Genomic DNA, 16,774 nt, shown 5'->3' on the forward strand with positions numbered 1-16,774 from the left:
GCCGGCTGGCGTCCAGGGAGCTGGCGTCAATGCAGGGTCGATTTGGGCGCTTTCCCGGAAACGACGCGTCGCTTTCGGGAAAGCGCAAACAGCGCGCCACCCGCCTGAATCAGGCGCGCCGGCGCGCAGGGCCAATGATCCAGGGCGGCCTCTCATGCCTGCCCGCCCCCCGGAAACGGCGGTCCGCTGGCCGGAGATCAGGCGGCGATCCGTTCACAGCGCGCCGGCGGCATGCGCCTGGTCTCCAGGGACAACGCGAACCCTGTCAGGACGCAGCCCTGAGGGGGCCTGCCTGACGGCTCCATCGCTCCGCCTTGACGCGTCTTGCCTGCTTTAACGCGTCTTGCCCGCGTCCTCAATGACAGCGCGCGGCGGTTCACGCGCCGCGCCAGCCGTCGCCGTTCAACCCTGCCCCGCCATCCGCCAGCCTGGAGCCTGCTTGCGAACCATGTGATCTGCGCAACATTGATTTGGCGCGACGGGAATCTATGGTCAGGATGCGTCGATGGATGCGGACGGAGGGGTGGCATGAAAAAACCCGGTTGGCGCAGAGCCTTTGAAAAAGCCGACCCCAGCTCCCGGCCCGGAGACGGGCCATTGCCCGGGGGTGGACGCCGCGCGACGTCACTGCGGCCTGTCGCCAGCGACGACGGCCACGCCGGCCGGGCGGCGCAGGAAGGCGCCGGCGATGCGGACAACGGGCGCGCGCCAGCGGGAGAGCCAGCCGCCGCGCCGCCAAGCGCGGAAGTCATGGTGTTGCGCGCGGGCCTCGAAGACTGCCTCTGTCATCTGGTGGAGCTGTACGGGCCGGATGTGCTCGATTCTTTTCTGGAGCGGCGGTTGCGCCGGAACATAGCGCCCATACTTGCCCATGCGGCGGAAATGGAATCTGGCGCCCAGGGCGCCCGCATCCGGGCGCACGCGACGGCGGCGGAGCGGCTATTGCGCGATGCGGTCGAATCCGTCAGGAAAGACCCCACGCCGCCGTCCGGCTGAGGCAGACGCGCTACATGTGTTCGTTATCGTGCGCCCCTGGATGTTGAAAGCGGTCCCATTGGCTGGCGCCCTGTTCATAATAGCGCCAATCTGGAGAAAACGGCGCACCGGCCCGTGCCTGAACAGGCGCCGCCGGGCGGGCCGGTTTTCCGCTACAGACGGAGCTGTCTGCTCCAGCGTTTCGAACCGGCGCATTTCCCCGGAGCGCGAGGCGTCCTGGGAAGCGGCTCCGGTTTCGCCATGATCGCCGTTGTGTCGCCCATGCGAAGCGACCGGCCCCTTCCTTAAAATCGCGAGGCCCATGATGCACAAATTGCTCGCCACCCTGACTGCGCTGACGCTTCTCACCGCCTGCCAGACCACTGGCGCCCGCAATGTGGCAAACATGACGCCCTCGCAATTGCAGGCCGTAAAGGCCCAGGATGCGAAGACGGCGGAGGCTGAGTACGCGCGCTGCGACCAGGCGTCGGCCAATATCGTCGCCTCCACCAAATGCAAGGCCGCCGTGCGCGAGCGCTACATCACCCCTTACGCCCCGCCGGAGGAGCAGCGCATTTCCCGCATTCTGGTGGCGCAGAACATCGCGCTTGCCGAAAAGATCCAGCGCGGTGAAATCACGGAAGCCCAGGCGCGCGAGCAATACGCGGCCATTGTCCGCTCGGTGATGGATCAGGAGCGCCGCCAGCATCAGGGACGCGGCGGGCGCAGCTGACGCCCAGCGCCGGATTGCGTGAGAACGGGAGGCCAGCTTCACTTTCAGGTGGGGCTGGCCTGATTTTTTTGCGTCAGCTGACGCGACATTGCTGCTGCGGGATTGTCTCCGCCCCGGGGCGCGGATGCCCAGGCGAACAGCACAACAGGACGCCGGTCAGCGCGAGGCGTAACCGGAAATCGAAAATCATGTATGGCTGGAATTCTGTCAGAGCCTGATCCGGCTCGCACGCTGCCCATCGCGGACGACGCCGGCAACCCGGCCCGACGATATGCCTGGGGAAGCATTACTTCAGCAGCATGTTGATTTATGGTCGGGGCAGCAGGATTTGAACCTGCGACCCTCTGCTCCCAAAGCAGATGCGCTACCAGACTGCGCTATGCCCCGACGTGCTGAAAGCTCGTGCTTTCTATGCGCTTCCCACTTTTCGCGCAAGTTATTGCTGGAAAAAAACGGTGGACTGTTTGGCGGATCAAATCGCCGGGCAGCCTCCGGCTGCCTCCCTCCCGATTGTCTGGCGTCTCCCAGGTTGAGGCAATCAGGATCGGCCGGGCAACGTCGCTCGGCCAAAATACGCTTCAGGATCTGGCCAATGCGATCTGGCTGCTGGAATCAGCCACGCGCCCTGGTCCGCATGCAGGCCCCGGGCATGGTGCGCCAATTTCAGCGGATCGAATATGACGCCAGAACCCCACCGGGCGCTGGGGACTTCAGATGCCAGACCTGTGGGCAACGGGAGGCATCGCCTGGCCGGGAAGCTCCGGGAAGCTCCCGTTCCCGCAAAATGCTCCGGCGTCGCAACGGAAACCCGAAGCCGCGCGACGTTAACCAGCGATAGCCGGGGCCGGAGGCAGCGTCCCCCCATTGGCTCCGGAGCTACCTTTTGGCGGCTGGCTTACTTCAGGAGCGCGCTTGCGCGATCAAGCGCGTCGCCAAAACCCTTGAGCGACACGTTCAGCGCGAACGGCTTTTCCGTATCGCTGGCGAACAGGTTGAGCTTGAGCTGCTTGCCCTTGCGCATGCTGGCGACCGTAGAGGCATCAAGGGTCAGCGGCGCGATGCAGCCGCCCGGCACACAGGTGCGGATCGGTGTCGCCGCCAGCGCCTTGCCATCGTCAACCTGCACCGCGGCCCCCTTGGCCACCAGCAGGCCAAATGGCAGCAGCAGCGCCCCCTCGGCTCCCTTGGCGGACGGCGTCAGCTCGATGGACAGCACGCGCTGCGCGCCGCCGCCCTGGGACTGCTGGGCCAGTTGCTGCGACACGGTGCACAGCTTGCGATCCTTGGGCGTAATGCAATTCACCACCCAGTCGCCGTGGGTCTCCCGCAAGGAGGAGGCGCCGCCGGGCAGCGGGCTGCCCGTTTGCGCGAAAGCGGACGTGGCGGCGAAAATGGCCGTCGCTACAATACCAGCGCGAATCATATGAGCGTTCTCATCAGGAAGAATGGCAAAACAGACCAGACGCGACATCCGGCCACGATGGCTTGATAATGTATATATTAGAATTCACATCAATATAGAAGTATAGAAACACGCCTGTGGCGTTTTTGCGGCCCACATTTATCCCGGCGCGCGATTCTTCACTCCGCCCGAACGTATATCCCAGAACGTCAGCCTCTGAAAATTTTGCCTCCGGCTGGCAAGACGACGCGCCCCATGGCGCCAGGACGGGCGGCGCGGACGAGAGCGCGAATTGTCATCGGGTCGCGTAATATGGTACCGGGTCAGCAATGCCTGCACGCCGGGCAATTGCTCCTCTGGCTGGCAAACACTTCTCTGGGTGGCAAACCTTCTCTGGTTGGCAAACCTTATCTGGTTGGAAAGTCCCGATGACCGCGCGCATTCTGCAGCCCGCCCGTAACGCCATGCAGTCTGGCAAGGCCAAATCCGGCCGCTGGCTGCTTGAATTCGATCCGGCCTCGCCACGCAGCGTGGAGCCGTTGATGGGGTGGACGAGTTCTTCGGACACGCGCCAGCAACTGCGCCTGTGGTTCGACAGCAAGGAAGACGCCATCGCCTATGCGGAGCGCAATGGCATCGCCTGGCGCGTTGAAGAGCCGCGTCCGACCCGGCCGCGTCATAACCCGGCCTATTCCGACAATTTCAAATCTGACCGCATTGGCCAGTGGACTCATTGAGGCCCCATTGATCGGTCGCGCAGGCGGGGGAGACAGCCCCGGATGACGGCATCAGGCGGTGTGACGCCTGATATCCTGCAGGCCGCCGGGAGCCGCCAAAAACCGGGGTGACGGCGATTTTCGCTGCCGATGCGCCGGATTTTGCCCTATATGACCGTGGAATTGACTGGCGGAATCACGCGGCCAGTTATTGTTCGCCAGATCCGGCTGCCGGCGCTGCGCCTGGGTCAGGCGCAGGGTTGCCGGGCGCTGGCGCGTCGGCCCGGCAGGCCCAGACAGCCGGATGCGTCGCGGTTTTTGACACACGTTCTTCATGGCTGGTTCGCCAGCATGCCATGGGGCCCCGTAGCTCAGCTGGATAGAGCGTCGACCTTCTAAGTCGAATGTCGCAGGTTCGAATCCTGCCGGGGTCGCCAAACCTTATACAAATCAGATAGTTTAGGCTGGTTAGGATACATCCCGATCATATGGTTGGGATAAATGCCGCTGGTTACGGCGCGCCGACGAGGCGCAGCATCGCCGGCTTCGCGAGGACTTTTTGCCGCGCCCCGCCTGCCCCGTCGGCAATCTCGCCAGCTGCTTTTCCACCGCCATGGCCGCCCCTGATAGAATGGTCCGGCGTTTTCCTGACGCCCGGCGGCCGCGGCCTTTCCGATGCGCCGCGCCACGGCCGCGGGGCGCGCGATAGCCGTTGGCGGATCGCTGTCAGGGCGTTCGATTTCCGTTCGAATCCTTGACTTTCTGGCGTCGCGTCGACATCTTTCCTGTATGAACGACGTGCTCGCCACAGCGGGACATCCGCAAGCCAACTGCCCGATAGCGGGACACTAGCCCGACGTTCGTCCGCGCGCCCCGGACGTCGGGGACGAGCTGCCTGTGTTTTCAGGCCTTCCGTCTGTCCGTAGCAGGCGCGCTTTCCCCAACACATTGTTTTATTGCACCCGGTCCAGCGAAACCGCGCGCCGGATTGGAAGGCCTGACCCATGACCAAACTCAGCAGCACCCGCTCCCGTTTGCCTGCGCTGGTTATCAGCGCGGATGATCATCATCGCCTCACCATGCTGGCCGAAGCCGCCAGCGACCGCATGCCGGATGTCGCCGAAACGCTGCTCCAGGAACTGGACCGGGCCCGCGTGGTGAAGGATGGCTCGGCGCCGGCTGACCGGGTGCGCATGGGGTCAACGGTCACCTACCGGGCCGACGCGGCCGAGCGGACCGTACGGCTGGTCTATCCTGGCGAGGCGGATATCGAAGCCGGTCGGATTTCGATTCTCACGCCCATCGGCGCGGCGCTTATCGGACTGAGTCCGGGCCAGTCCATCAAATGGACCGCCCGGGACGGGACCGCCCACCAGCTGACCATCGTCGACGTCAAGCCGCCGGCAGCCTGAGCCGACGGGGCAGGCGCCCGGCGCGTCCCGCCTCCCGGCCGGCGATGTAGCCGGGTCACGGCCGTCATCAGGCGTCCGCTCATTGCGGGTCATTTTGAGCGGCGCTGATCTGATTCGGCGGGCATCGGCCCGCCGGTTTGGCATGACGCGGCGTTGCGCCGGCGGCCAGGCCTGGCGCGCAGGCTTTCTCCTGGGGGATCGCCGCTTCCGGCGCAGCCTGGCGTTTCACGAATACGCGATCGGCCGCCGCTCACAGGCGGCGCCTGCCACGCCGCGAAAGCCGCCGATCACAGGGCGCCTTAAAGGCAACAGCGCTCCAGGCAAATGTGCTGCATCCACATCTGGGCGGCCAGGCCGTGAAAAAGTCCCCGGTTTCCACATGGCGCATGCCCTTTTACAATTTGATAACCACCGGGGAAACGGCGACGATCATGCCGAAAACCTCGTGTTCGCCGCAGGTTGCGCGCGTCAAGCCGGATGTCGCCAGACACAAGTCCTAGAGTGACGATCCGTTAATTCATCTATATATAGTGCGTGACGCGAGGCGAGACGATTGCAGGGGCATTCAGACCCGGCTAACGTCCGGTTGCTCTGGCGACAGACGGCGGGCGCTCCCTGGTGAGGCTTCGCGCTGTGCTGGACCGTCTCATACGACAGTCGCTTGTGGCGCGCGGTTTCTCTGGCTGCGCGGCGCTGTGCGCCCCAGGGCAGGCCCGGCAGTTCGCGGCCAGGGTTCGCCCATTTTTTGAATTGCCGCATTTTCCCGATGTGGGGTGTTCGCGCCTCGCGGAAAATGCCCATCGCCACGACACAGCTGAGCCGCCGCCAGATAAATACGGCAGGCGTGACGGAGTCTTCCATGCGGATCGAGCGGCGTTACACCAACGAGGGCAAGCCAGTCTGGGAGAGCATTGCGTTTCGCAAGGCCACCAGCGAGATCCGCAACCCGGATGGCTCCGTGGTCTTCCGTCTGGAGGACATGGAAGTCCCGGCGGGCTGGAGCCAGGTGGCTGCCGACGTGCTCGCCCAGAAATATTTCCGCAAGGCTGGCGTGCCGTCGCGGCTGAAGCGCGTTGAGGAAAATGGCGTCCCGTCCTGGCTGTGGCGCTCGGTGGCCGATGACGCCGCTCTCGCCGCCCTGCCCGCCAACGAGCGCACCCGCTCGGAAATCTCGGCCCGGGAAGTTTTCGACCGCCTCGCCGGCTGCTGGACCTATTGGGGCTGGAAGGGCGGCTATTTCACCGCCGAGGATGACGCCCGCGCCTTCTTTGACGAACTGCGCTACATGCTGGCCAACCAGATGGTCGCGCCCAACTCGCCGCAGTGGTTCAACACCGGCCTGCACTGGGCCTATGGCATCGATGGCCCTGGCCAGGGCCACTATTACGTCGACTTCCAGACCGGCGAGCTGAAGGCCTCCGAATCGGCCTATGAGCATCCGCAGCCGCACGCCTGCTTCATCCAGTCCGTCGCCGATGATCTGGTGAATGAAGGCGGCATCATGGACCTGTGGGTGCGCGAGGCGCGCCTGTTCAAATACGGCTCCGGCACCGGCTCCAATTTCTCGGCCCTGCGCGGCGACGGCGAGCGCCTGTCCGGCGGCGGCCGTTCGTCCGGCCTGATGTCATTCCTGAAGATCGGCGATCGCGCCGCCGGGGCGATCAAGTCAGGCGGCACCACGCGCCGCGCCGCCAAGATGGTGGTGGTCGACGTCGATCACCCGGATATCGAAGCCTACATCGACTGGAAGGTGAAGGAGGAGCAGAAGGTCGCCGCGCTCGTCACCGGCTCCAAGACCGTGCGCCGCCACATGAAGGCGGTGCTGAAGGCTTGCGTGAACTGCGAGGGTGAAGGCGACGCCTGCTTCGACCCGGAGCGCAACCCGGTGCTGAAGCGCGAACTGCGCCTCGCCCGTCGCGCCCAGGTGCCGGACAGCTACCTGAAGCGCGTCATCCAGTACGCCCGCCAGGGCTACCGCGACCTCGATTTCGACGTCTACGACACCGACTGGGATTCGGAGGCCTACCTCACCGTCTCCGGCCAGAACTCCAACAATTCGGTGTCGCTGACCGACGACTTCCTGCGGGCTGTCGAGAATGACGGCGCGTGGGCGCTGAACTACCGCGACGGCAAGGTGAAGAAGACCCTGGCCGCCCGCGACCTGTGGGAGAAGATCAGCTACGCCGCCTGGGCGTCGGCCGATCCTGGCCTGCACTACAACACCACCATGAACGACTGGCACACCTGCCCGGCGGACGGCCGCATTCGCGCCTCCAATCCGTGCTCGGAGTACATGTTCCTGGACGACACGGCCTGCAACCTGGCCTCGGCCAACCTGCTGCAGTTCTATGACCGCGACGCCGAGCGCATGGACGTGGACAGCTTTGCCCATGCCTGCCGGTTGTGGACGGTGGTGCTGGAAATTTCGGTGACCATGGCGCAGTTTCCGTCGAAGGAAATCGCCCGCCTGTCTTACGAATTCCGCACCCTCGGCCTTGGCTACGCCAATATCGGCGGCCTGCTGATGACCATGGGCCTCGGCTATGACAGCCGCGAGGGCCGCGCCCTCACCGGCGCCCTCACCGCCATCATGACCGGCGTGTCCTACGCCACCTCCGCCGAAATGGCGAAGGAGCTTGGGCCGTTCCCTGGCTATGCCCGCAACGCCGATCACATGCTGCGGGTTATCCGTAACCATCGCCGCGCCGCCCATGGCGCGACCAACGGCTATGAGGGCCTGGCGGTGACCCCGGTGGCGCTCGACGCCGCCTCGTGCCCGGACCAGCGGCTGATCGAGGTCGCCCGCGCCGCCTGGGACGAGACCCTGAGCCTCGGGCAGGAGCATGGTTTCCGCAACGCCCAGGCGACGGTGATCGCCCCCACCGGCACCATTGGCCTGGTGATGGATTGCGACACCACCGGCATCGAGCCCGACTTCGCCCTGGTGAAGTTCAAGAAGCTGGCTGGCGGCGGCTATTTCAAGATCATCAACCGCGCCGTGCCGGACGCCCTGCGCCGCCTTGGCTACGCGGAAGCGCAGATCGCCGAGATCGAAGCCTACGCCATCGGCCACGGCTCGCTGGGCCAGGCGCCGGGCGTCAACCACACGACGTTGCGGGCGAAGGGCTTTGACGACGCGGCCATCGCCGCCATCGAAAAGGCGCTGCCGAGCGCCTTCGACATCAAGTTCGTCTTCAACAAATGGACGCTGGGCGAGGAACTGCTGACGGGCAAGCTGAAGGTTCCGGCCGAGCGGCTCGAGGACCCCTCCTTCGAGCTGCTGACGTTCCTCGGCTTCAGCCGCAAGGACATCGAGGCCGCCAACATCCACGTTTGCGGCGCCATGACCCTGGAAGGCGCCCCGCACCTGAAGAAAGAGCACTATGCGGTGTTCGACTGCGCCAATCCGTGCGGTCGCATCGGCAAGCGCTACCTGTCGGTGGAGAGCCACATCCAGATGATGGCGGCGGCGCAGCCGTTCATCTCCGGCGCCATCTCCAAGACCATCAACATGCCGAACGACGCGACGGTGGAGGACTGCTCCAGCGCCTACATGCTGTCCTGGCGCCTCGGCCTGAAGGCCAACGCCCTGTATCGCGACGGCTCCAAGCTGTCGCAGCCGCTCAACGCCGCGCTGATCTCGGACGAGGACGACGAGGTCGAGGACGCCGTCGACACCCTGCTGGCCCAGCCGACGGCGGCCCGCACCGCCCAGGTGGCCGAGCGCATCGTCGAGAAGGTGGTGGAGCGGGTGCAGCGGATCCGCGAGCGCGAGAAGCTGCCGGAGCGCCGCAAGGGCTACACCCAGAAGGCCATGGTCGGCGGCCACAAGGTCTATGTGCGCACCGGCGAATATGAGGATGGCCGCCTCGGCGAGATCTTCATCGACATGCACAAGGAAGGCGCCGCCTTCCGCGCCATGATGAACAATTTCGCCATCGCCATCTCGCTCGGCCTGCAATACGGCGTGCCGCTGGACGAATATGTCGAGGCCTTCACCTTCACCAGGTTCGAGCCGGCCGGCTTCGTCCAGGGCAACCAGTCGATCAAGAACGCCACGTCGATCCTCGACTATGTGTTCCGCGAACTGGCGATCTCCTATCTCGGCCGCGACGATCTCGCCCACGTCGACCCGTCCGAGATCGGCTTCGACGTGATCGGCAAGGGCGCGGCCCAGGGCCGGCAGCAGCCCGACGGCGAGCCAGCGCCGACGCCCGCCCCGCGTCCGCTGGTTTCCAGGGGCTTCGTGCGCGGCCGCCAGCCGACCAACCTGCTGGCCATCGCCGGCGGCCATGACGGAGCCCCCACCGCCTTTGGCGGCGCCCAGGCGGCGACGGCCCTGAAGGAGCCGCTGCCGGAGCTGAACGACAACGACGATGACGAGGCCCAGGCTGAAGCCATTTCGGCGAAGCTGCAGTTCGCCCCGGCCGGCTCGGCAGCCGCAGCGGCTGCGCCATCCTCCTCGGACCGTCGCAAGGAAGCGCTGATGAAGGGCTACCAGGGCGACGCCTGCGGCGAATGCGGCAACTTCACCCTGGTCCGCAACGGCACCTGCCTGAAATGCGACACCTGCGGCGGCACGACTGGTTGCAGCTGACCAGCACACGCGCGGATAATGTGGGGAAACCCAAAGTTTGTCCGCATTTGACGGGAATTTGCCGCAAACGACAGTGGGAAGCTGTGCCAGCCCCCATAGTGTGTCGGCAGTGACGATAAGTTTGAAGGCGGCAAACCACAAAGTTTGTCGGCTGGATCATTGACCAAAATGAGTGACCGGGCGGCCAGAAAGTGGCCGCCCGGCTGGCAAAGCGAACAAATCATGAATTGAAACCGAAGCGTGCGAGGACCGATGAGCGCCTACTCGAAGAGGAGAATGCATCAGTGGCGACGATTGAAGGCTCAGGAGTCCTCGAAGACCGCCCAGCCTGCCTCGCCACTTTCGTTCGGCGAACATCATGATCATTGATCAGCGTCCCGCCTTCAGGAAGGCCTACCTCATCAATCTCCTCGCTCGGCTTTGCTCCGAGCTGGACATCTCAGAAGCGCGCTTACGGCAAGCGCAGAAGCGCTATGAAGGCGTCGCGGAGTGGCTTTCGGAGGGGGATCACTTCCTCCTGCGCGACTTCTCGATCTACCTCCAGGGCTCGACCGCGCTCGGGACGTCGGTGAAGCCGATCGGCCGCAACGAGCACGACGTCGACCTCGTCGCTTTCATGCCCGCCGGTACCACCGATCTTTCGCCGGCTTTCGTCAAGGCAGTCGTTGGAAACCGTCTCAAGGAGAATGCGATCTACGCGCAGCTCCTAGAGGAGAAATGCCGTTGTTGGCGCCTAGTCTACGCGAACGAGTTCCATCTCGACATCACACCGGCGATCTTCGATCCGCGCTGCCGCCAAGGCGGGGAACTCGTTCCGGACAGGACGCTTCGCGAATGGAAGGGAAGCAATCCTAGAGGCTATCGCCGGGCGTTTGAACGGCGTGCCGCCATCGTACCCCGCTTGCGGGTCACGCGCGCGTTCGACATGCCCGAGGGGGCCCGGGCGGACATTGAGCCATTCCCTAAGACGGCCAGCGGCCGGAGCCTGCTCTGCAACATCGTCCAAGTCGCCAAGCGCCACCGAGACGTCCACTTCGAGGGACTCGACCCGGCTCTCTCGCCGATTTCCGTCATCCTCACAACGCTCCTGGCCTGGAGCTATGAGGCATGCATCGAAGAGGCGGTCTACGATACGGAGTTCGACCTGATGATGGCCGTCCTGGGCCGGATGCCGCAGTTCATCGGCACGACGCTTCCGGACGGGTCGCGGGGCTACTGGATCCCCAACGAGACCACGATCGACGAAAACTTCGCCGAGCGCTGGAACGACGATGGCCAGCGGGCAACAGCTTTCTATGCCTGGCATGCCAGGGCCATCGCTGACATGGAGCGGCTCGCGCTCGCCGAGGGCACCGACGTAGTTCGCCGGCAGATGGACGACGCCTTTGGGCCGAGACCAGTCGCAAGGGCCTTCACGGCGCTCGACGAGGAGATTTCATCCGCACGCCGAACCGGCTCGCTACGTGTGGCACCGCTCTTCGGCGTAACAGCGGCTTCGTGCGTAGCGGCGTCGGTGCCGGTTCGTGCCAACACGTTCTTCGGGCGGGATTGAGGGTGAACATACCACGCCAACCACCTCACCTGACGATGCCCCAGCAGCTTGTGAACCTGCGGTCGAACCCGCTGACCAAGGGCGACGGCGGCATCGAAGGCGGTGGACTGACCTGGCGGTTCGCGGCTTCCCCCAGCCCCATATCGCGAATCTACGGGCTGCGATTGACCTACGCCCGTGGCGTGCCTCCGCGGATCTATGTCGACGAGCCCGACCTGACGTTGCTCGCGAATGGCGCGCGCATCCCTCATGTCTATTCCGAACGCCCCACCCGCCTCTGTCTCTATCTGCCCGACGCATACGAATGGCTCCCGAGCATGTTGCTCGACCGCACCATCGTGCCGTGGGCGGTGCTTTGGCTGTGGTACTTCGAGGACTGGCTGGCGACTGGCGAATGGCACGGTGGCGGCGTTCACGTCGCGGACCGCGAGCTCGATGAGGGCGGTCGCCACGTCCGGCGCGCGCTCGCGGCGAAGGAAAGAAAGGCTGCTTAGGCATGGCCGGAACGAAGATCGCTCCGAAGGTCGAGTACGCTCTTTGGGCCAGGTCCGCCGGGCGTTGCCAGTATCGAGGTTGCAATGAGAACCTGGTCGGGGATCTGCTGGCCGGCAAGACCATGGGCAAGTTCGGCTACAAGGCGCACGTCATCGGGGACGTGCCCAAAAGCGGCTCCGGCGTGGGAGGGCCGCGCTACGATCCGGTCCGTTCGGCTGCGCTCGCGGGCGACATCAGCAATCTCATGCTGCTTTGCGGCAGATGCCATAAGAAAGTCGACGTCGACTATAAGGACGACCACCCAGAAGACGTGCTGCTCGCGATGAAGGAAGAGCATGAGCGGCGCGTCGAGATCCAGACATCGATCATGCCGGATCGCGCCTCGCATGTGCTCAGGTTCGGCGCCAACATCGGCTCAAACCAGGCGCTAGTATCGAAGCAGGACATCTTCGATGCGATGCTTCCCGAGCGCTCCCCCGACAACGATGGCCGCGCCATCGACCTAGACATGCCCGGCTTCTCGTTCGAGGACACGGAGCCGGCCTACTGGCAAGGCCTGCGAGAGAACATGCGCCGCCAGTTCGACGCCCAAGTTCGGGGTCGGATCGAGCGGCAGGAGATCCGGCATATCAGCGTGTTCGCGCTCGCGCCGATGCCGCTGCTGATCGAGCTCGGTCGGCTGCTCGGGGACATCCCGAATGTCAGCGTGCATCAACGGCATCGGGAGCCAGAAACGTGGAAATGGCAGATGGATGGGCCATCTATCGACTTCATCGTCCACGAACCGAAGTCGCCGACCGGTAACGTCGTCGCTCTGAAGCTTGGTGTAAGCGCAACACTGAACGACGACCGCATCGTCTCCGTACTAGGTACGGGAACAGCCATCTGGTCGATCACCGCAGCAGATCCCGGGAACGATGCCATGCGCCGCCCCGAGGACTTGGTGTCATACCGAAGAATTCTCCGGGGCATCTATGATCGCATCAAAGCCGCTCATGGTGAGGAAGCCAACATCCATGTCTTTCCAGCGGTACCGGTATCCGTTGCGGTGGAAACCGGACGCGTATGGATGCCGAAGGCAGACCTGCCGCTGCTCATTTACGACCAGAACCGCAAGAACGGTGGCTTCTTTGCCGCGCTGGAGATCAGGCACATCTAAGCACCCGTGGTATTGCAGCCAATCGTTCGACAAATGCGCGTAGGCCGCGCCCCGGTTGAAAAGGTCCGGTTGCCAATCCGCGGCGGCGCAGCGCCACCGCCGTCGTTGGCTACTGGAGCGTAATACGGCGATCACCTGAGGGTTCAATGCCTAGATTTATCTTCGTGTCCACGAAACCGGCAGCAGGCCATCTCGCGAAACTCAAGAGGTGAGAATGGCGTCCGGTTTCTTCGCCTAGCTTAGGTTCAGGCGCGCCTGCCTGACGCGCGCCTCGCAGGCGTCCAGCCGCGCGGCGAGCGCCGCCTCGGCCTCGCTGAGGGCGATCTCGCCGGCGTCCGGTTCGATTCTGTAGAGCTCCTGCCCTTCGCGACCAGATCGCCTTCCCTGAAATGACGCGCGCACGAAACCACTGGCGCGCGAGAGAATATCGACGGCATTGATGGCTTCGACACGCCCGATCAATTCCGTGACCGGCGGCGCGTCCCGGGCGTGAACCATGGCGCCGCCAACCAGCGGCGCATTCGATGACGGTTCGGCGCGGGCGGATGCGCCTGGCGCCGCCAGCGCGGCAAAGCCGCCGAAGCCGACATGCTTCACGGCAGGCCGTGCGCTCACTGGCTTCATGGCGAACGCCCTCATGCGTTGTCTGATCCCCTCGTGGCGGCTTCTGGTGATCCTCTTGGGGGATCATCGCGTCAGGCTCCATCGGAACCTGCTTGTAACCTGAAGCATCGCCGGCGGGTGGTGGGGGCGCGTTACCGTTTTACCCGGGGACAGCCAGCCGCCATGCTCGGCCGTCGTCATCCGGGTCGCCATTGGATTGCATTGCAATCCCGGAGCCTGCCGCGATACTGGGATTATTAACCGCCGCCTCACGCCATAGAATCGGTCGCTTGGAAACCGGTGGCCTGGAAACCGGTGGCTTGCGTCAGCGCCAGCATGTTTGTCCGGACAGGTTGCGGGTCGCCCCGCTTCGGGCGGCGCCGCAAGCCGGCGTTCATGCAAAGACAGTCACAGGGCGCAATGGCCCGGCTTCGCCATGCGTCGATCCCGCCACTGGCCGCCTGAAGGGAGCGCGACCAATGCCCAATTTCCAGATGATCAATGCCGGAGGTACGCGTATCCGGGCTGTGGTCGAGGGGACTGGCCCCCTCGTCATCATGGTCCATGGCTTTCCGGAATCCTGGTATTCCTGGCGCCATCAGATCGGCCCGATTGCCGCCGCCGGCTTCACGGCCTGCGCCATTGATGTGCGCGGCTATGGCGGCTCAGCCAAGCCGCCCAGGGTCGAAGACTATGCGATGGAGAATATGATCGGCGACCTGGTTGGCGTTGTCGACGCGTTGCAGCCGGGCGCGCAGGCGATCCTGATCGGTCATGACTGGGGCGCGCCGATCGTCTGGAACGCCACGATGACGCGGCCGGACAAATTCCGTGCCGTCTCAGCCATGTCGATCGTGCACGCTGGCGTTCCGCACCGGCCGATGACCGAGGTTTTCAACGAGCTGTTCACCTCCAAAAACCGCTTCTTCTATCAGGTCTATTTTCAGGAGGTCGGGCGCGCGGAACACGCTTTTGACAATGATCCCCGTGATTTCCTGGCAGCCTTTTATCACGCGATTTCCGGCGACGCGCCGGACGGATCCTGGCCAAAGAACAAGACCGCCGATGCGGATCTGCTGACCGGGCTGCCGCGCCCGTCAGCGGCGGCGGCGTGGATGACGGAGGCCGACCTCGATTATTATGTCGGCCAGTTCGTGGGATCCGGCTTCTTCGGGCCGCTCAGCCGTTACCGCAATCATGAGCGCGATTTCGCCTATCTGCAGCAGTTCAGGGGGCGGAAGATCACCCAGCCATCGCTGTTCATTGCCGGCGACCGGGACCCCGCCTTCAATATGTTTGGCGGCTCCGATCCGGTTGAGTTGATGAAGAAGCATGTGACCAACCTGCAGGGCGCGCATGTGCTTGCCGGCTGCGGCCACTGGACCCAGCAGGAGCGCCCCGGCGAGGTCAACGACCTGCTTTTGCCCTGGCTGGCTGACTTGCGCTGAACCGCGGCGCCCATCCCCCGGGCCGCCGGCATTCTGGCAAACCAACTGGATCGCCCGAACCAGATCGTTCAAACCAGGCTGCGGCGGCGCCGTGAAAGGCGCCCGCCGCTATTGTCCGGCGCGCGGTGCAACCCTTGCCAGCCAGCCTGGCGCACCACAGGCGCGTTCAGGTTGCACGCCATTTTCGATAGCGCGGAGCGGCGGCCCCCAACCCATTCTGGAATATCCGGTTGCCGCCAGCTCCAGTTCTCGTCGCCTCCCCCGCGACGGCGCTTGACGTCGGCTCAATCGTACTGTTTGGTATATTTATATAACTTAAAGTATGAATCCCGTTGGATCAGGGGACGAAACATGCGTTTTGCGGGCAAACTTCTGGCGGGCTGCGCGATTGCGCTGCTGTCCGGCGCGGCGGCCATCGCCGAGACGAAACCACCGCTGAAAATTGGCGTTCTGGACGATTTGTCAGGGCCTTATGAAGATGTTTCCGGCCAGGGCTCGGTGATTGCCGCGCAACTGGCGGCCGAGGACATGAAGGAAGTACTTGGCCGCAAGGTCGAGATCGTTTTCGCTGACCATACCAACAAGGCAGATGTCGGCGCGCCGATCGCCAAACGCTGGTTCGATGTGGACGGCGTCGACATGGTGACCGGCCTCGGCAACTCGGCCGTCGCCCTCGCGGTGCGCAACGTCGCGGCCAATGCCGGCAAGATCGACATGATCACCAATGCCGGCAGCAGCGACCTGAGCGGCAAGTTCTGCACGCCGACCTCGTTCCACTGGGTGTATGACACCTATGGGCTGGCAAAGACCATCGGCACGGCCACGATCCGCAGCGGCGCCAAAAGCTTCTACATGATCCTCGTCGACTATGGCGTCGCCAACGCCCTGCAGCGCGATGGAACCCAGTTCGCCACCGCGGCTGGCGGCAAGCCGGCCGGCAGCATTCGCGTGCCGTTGAACAACAAGGATTATTCGTCGTTCATCCTGCAGGCGCAGGGCAGCGGCGCCGACGCCATCCTGCTCGGCATCGCCGGCGCCGACCTCGTGAACTTCATCAAGCAGGCGCGCGAGTTCGGCGTCAGCCAGGACAAGACGAAAATGGCGTCGTTCCTGTCCTACATCAACGATGTGCGCGGTCTCGGCATCGACGCCGCCCAGGGCCTGCTGCTGTCCGAGGCGTTTTACTGGGATCAGGACGAGAAGACCCGGGCCTTCGCCAAACGCTTCTACGAACGCGCCAAAAAGATGCCCAACAGCATGCAGGCCGGCGTCTACAGCGCCGTCAACCACTATCTGAAAGCCGTGCAGGCCGCCGGAACCACGGATACCAAAACCGTGGTCGCCAGGATCAAGGAATTGCCGGTCAACGACTTCATGTCGGACAATGTCAAGGTGCGCGAAGATGGCCGCGCCGCCCGCCCCATGTACCTGTACCAGGTCAAGAAGCCTGGCGAGTCCAGGGGTGAATGGGATGTGATGACGCCGGTCCAGAAGCTTTCGGCTGAAGAAGCCACGCGGCCGCTGTCGGAAAGCGAATGCGCCTTCGTGAAGCAGGCCGGGGCGCAGCCAGGAAGATGATCTGGCAAATGATCTGAGCCACCGCCGTTTCCGCCGGGCCAGCCTCCTCCCTGATGGTCCGGCGGCGCGCTGCCGGCCAGACGAGCGCCCGTCTGGCCGGCATT

12 protein-coding genes and 2 tRNA genes are annotated in these 16,774 nt (G+C 64.3%); 11 read left to right on the plus strand and 3 right to left on the minus strand.

From position 1 onward, the window contains the following. The first annotated feature begins 597 nt into the window (after window positions 1-597). Window positions 598-996: a hypothetical protein gene (locus tag ACERNI_RS01855; protein ID WP_448831558.1), complete on the plus strand. Its 399-nt coding sequence runs from the start codon at window positions 598-600 to the stop codon at window positions 994-996. Between the two features lie 301 nt (window positions 997-1,297). Further along, window positions 1,298-1,708: a hypothetical protein gene (locus ACERNI_RS01860; protein ID WP_448831559.1), complete on the plus strand. Its 411-nt coding sequence runs from the start codon at window positions 1,298-1,300 to the stop codon at window positions 1,706-1,708. Window positions 1,709-2,018: 310 nt separating this feature from the next. On the opposite strand, the gene ACERNI_RS01865 is transcribed toward ACERNI_RS01860, so the two are convergent. Both ACERNI_RS01865 and ACERNI_RS01870 read right to left on the minus strand, forming a co-directional pair. Next, a tRNA-Pro gene (locus ACERNI_RS01865) sits at window positions 2,019-2,095 on the minus strand. Between the two features lie 508 nt (window positions 2,096-2,603). Continuing rightward, window positions 2,604-3,131 (minus strand): invasion associated locus B family protein, encoded by a 528-nt coding sequence (locus ACERNI_RS01870; protein ID WP_448831560.1) that lies wholly within the window; start codon window positions 3,129-3,131, stop codon window positions 2,604-2,606. 407 nt (window positions 3,132-3,538) lie between these two features. Between ACERNI_RS01870 and ACERNI_RS01875 the strand changes: the two genes are divergently transcribed. From ACERNI_RS01875 to ACERNI_RS01905, 7 genes are all read left to right on the plus strand, one after another. Continuing rightward, window positions 3,539-3,847, plus strand: coding sequence for an ETC complex I subunit (locus ACERNI_RS01875; RefSeq protein WP_448831561.1), 309 nt, complete (start codon window positions 3,539-3,541; stop codon window positions 3,845-3,847). 339 nt (window positions 3,848-4,186) lie between these two features. After that, window positions 4,187-4,263: transfer RNA gene (locus tag ACERNI_RS01880), tRNA-Arg, on the plus strand. A gap of 567 nt (window positions 4,264-4,830) precedes the next feature. Beyond that, window positions 4,831-5,238, plus strand: coding sequence for a nucleoside diphosphate kinase regulator (gene rnk / locus ACERNI_RS01885; RefSeq protein WP_448831562.1), 408 nt, complete (start codon window positions 4,831-4,833; stop codon window positions 5,236-5,238). Window positions 5,239-6,097: 859 nt separating this feature from the next. Next, window positions 6,098-9,835: a vitamin B12-dependent ribonucleotide reductase gene (locus ACERNI_RS01890; RefSeq protein WP_448831563.1), complete on the plus strand. Its 3,738-nt coding sequence runs from the start codon at window positions 6,098-6,100 to the stop codon at window positions 9,833-9,835. 358 nt (window positions 9,836-10,193) lie between these two features. Beyond that, a complete protein-coding gene (locus tag ACERNI_RS01895) occupies window positions 10,194-11,387 on the plus strand; it encodes a nucleotidyltransferase domain-containing protein (protein ID WP_448831564.1) in 1,194 nt (397 codons plus the stop codon). A gap of 35 nt (window positions 11,388-11,422) precedes the next feature. Continuing rightward, window positions 11,423-11,881 carry a hypothetical protein gene (locus ACERNI_RS01900; RefSeq protein WP_448831565.1) on the plus strand — a complete coding sequence of 153 codons (459 nt, stop codon included), beginning with the start codon at window positions 11,423-11,425 and terminating at the stop codon, window positions 11,879-11,881. A gap of 2 nt (window positions 11,882-11,883) precedes the next feature. After that, window positions 11,884-13,041: an SAVED domain-containing protein gene (locus ACERNI_RS01905; protein WP_448831566.1), complete on the plus strand. Its 1,158-nt coding sequence runs from the start codon at window positions 11,884-11,886 to the stop codon at window positions 13,039-13,041. A gap of 234 nt (window positions 13,042-13,275) precedes the next feature. On the opposite strand, the gene ACERNI_RS01910 is transcribed toward ACERNI_RS01905, so the two are convergent. Beyond that, a complete protein-coding gene (locus ACERNI_RS01910) occupies window positions 13,276-13,656 on the minus strand; it encodes a hypothetical protein (RefSeq protein WP_448831567.1) in 381 nt (126 codons plus the stop codon). Window positions 13,657-14,123: 467 nt separating this feature from the next. On the opposite strand from ACERNI_RS01910, the gene ACERNI_RS01915 reads away from it, so the two are divergent. Both ACERNI_RS01915 and ACERNI_RS01920 read left to right on the plus strand, forming a co-directional pair. Then, window positions 14,124-15,092, plus strand: a complete 969-nt coding sequence (locus ACERNI_RS01915; RefSeq protein ID WP_448831568.1) for an alpha/beta fold hydrolase — start codon at window positions 14,124-14,126, stop codon at window positions 15,090-15,092. Between the two features lie 351 nt (window positions 15,093-15,443). Then, the gene (locus ACERNI_RS01920; protein ID WP_448831569.1) at window positions 15,444-16,670 is read left to right on the plus strand and encodes an ABC transporter substrate-binding protein; all 1,227 of its coding nucleotides are present in this window, start codon (window positions 15,444-15,446) and stop codon (window positions 16,668-16,670) included. Window positions 16,671-16,774 lie beyond the last annotated feature (104 nt).

Source organism: Camelimonas sp. ID_303_24 (assembly GCF_053543495.1).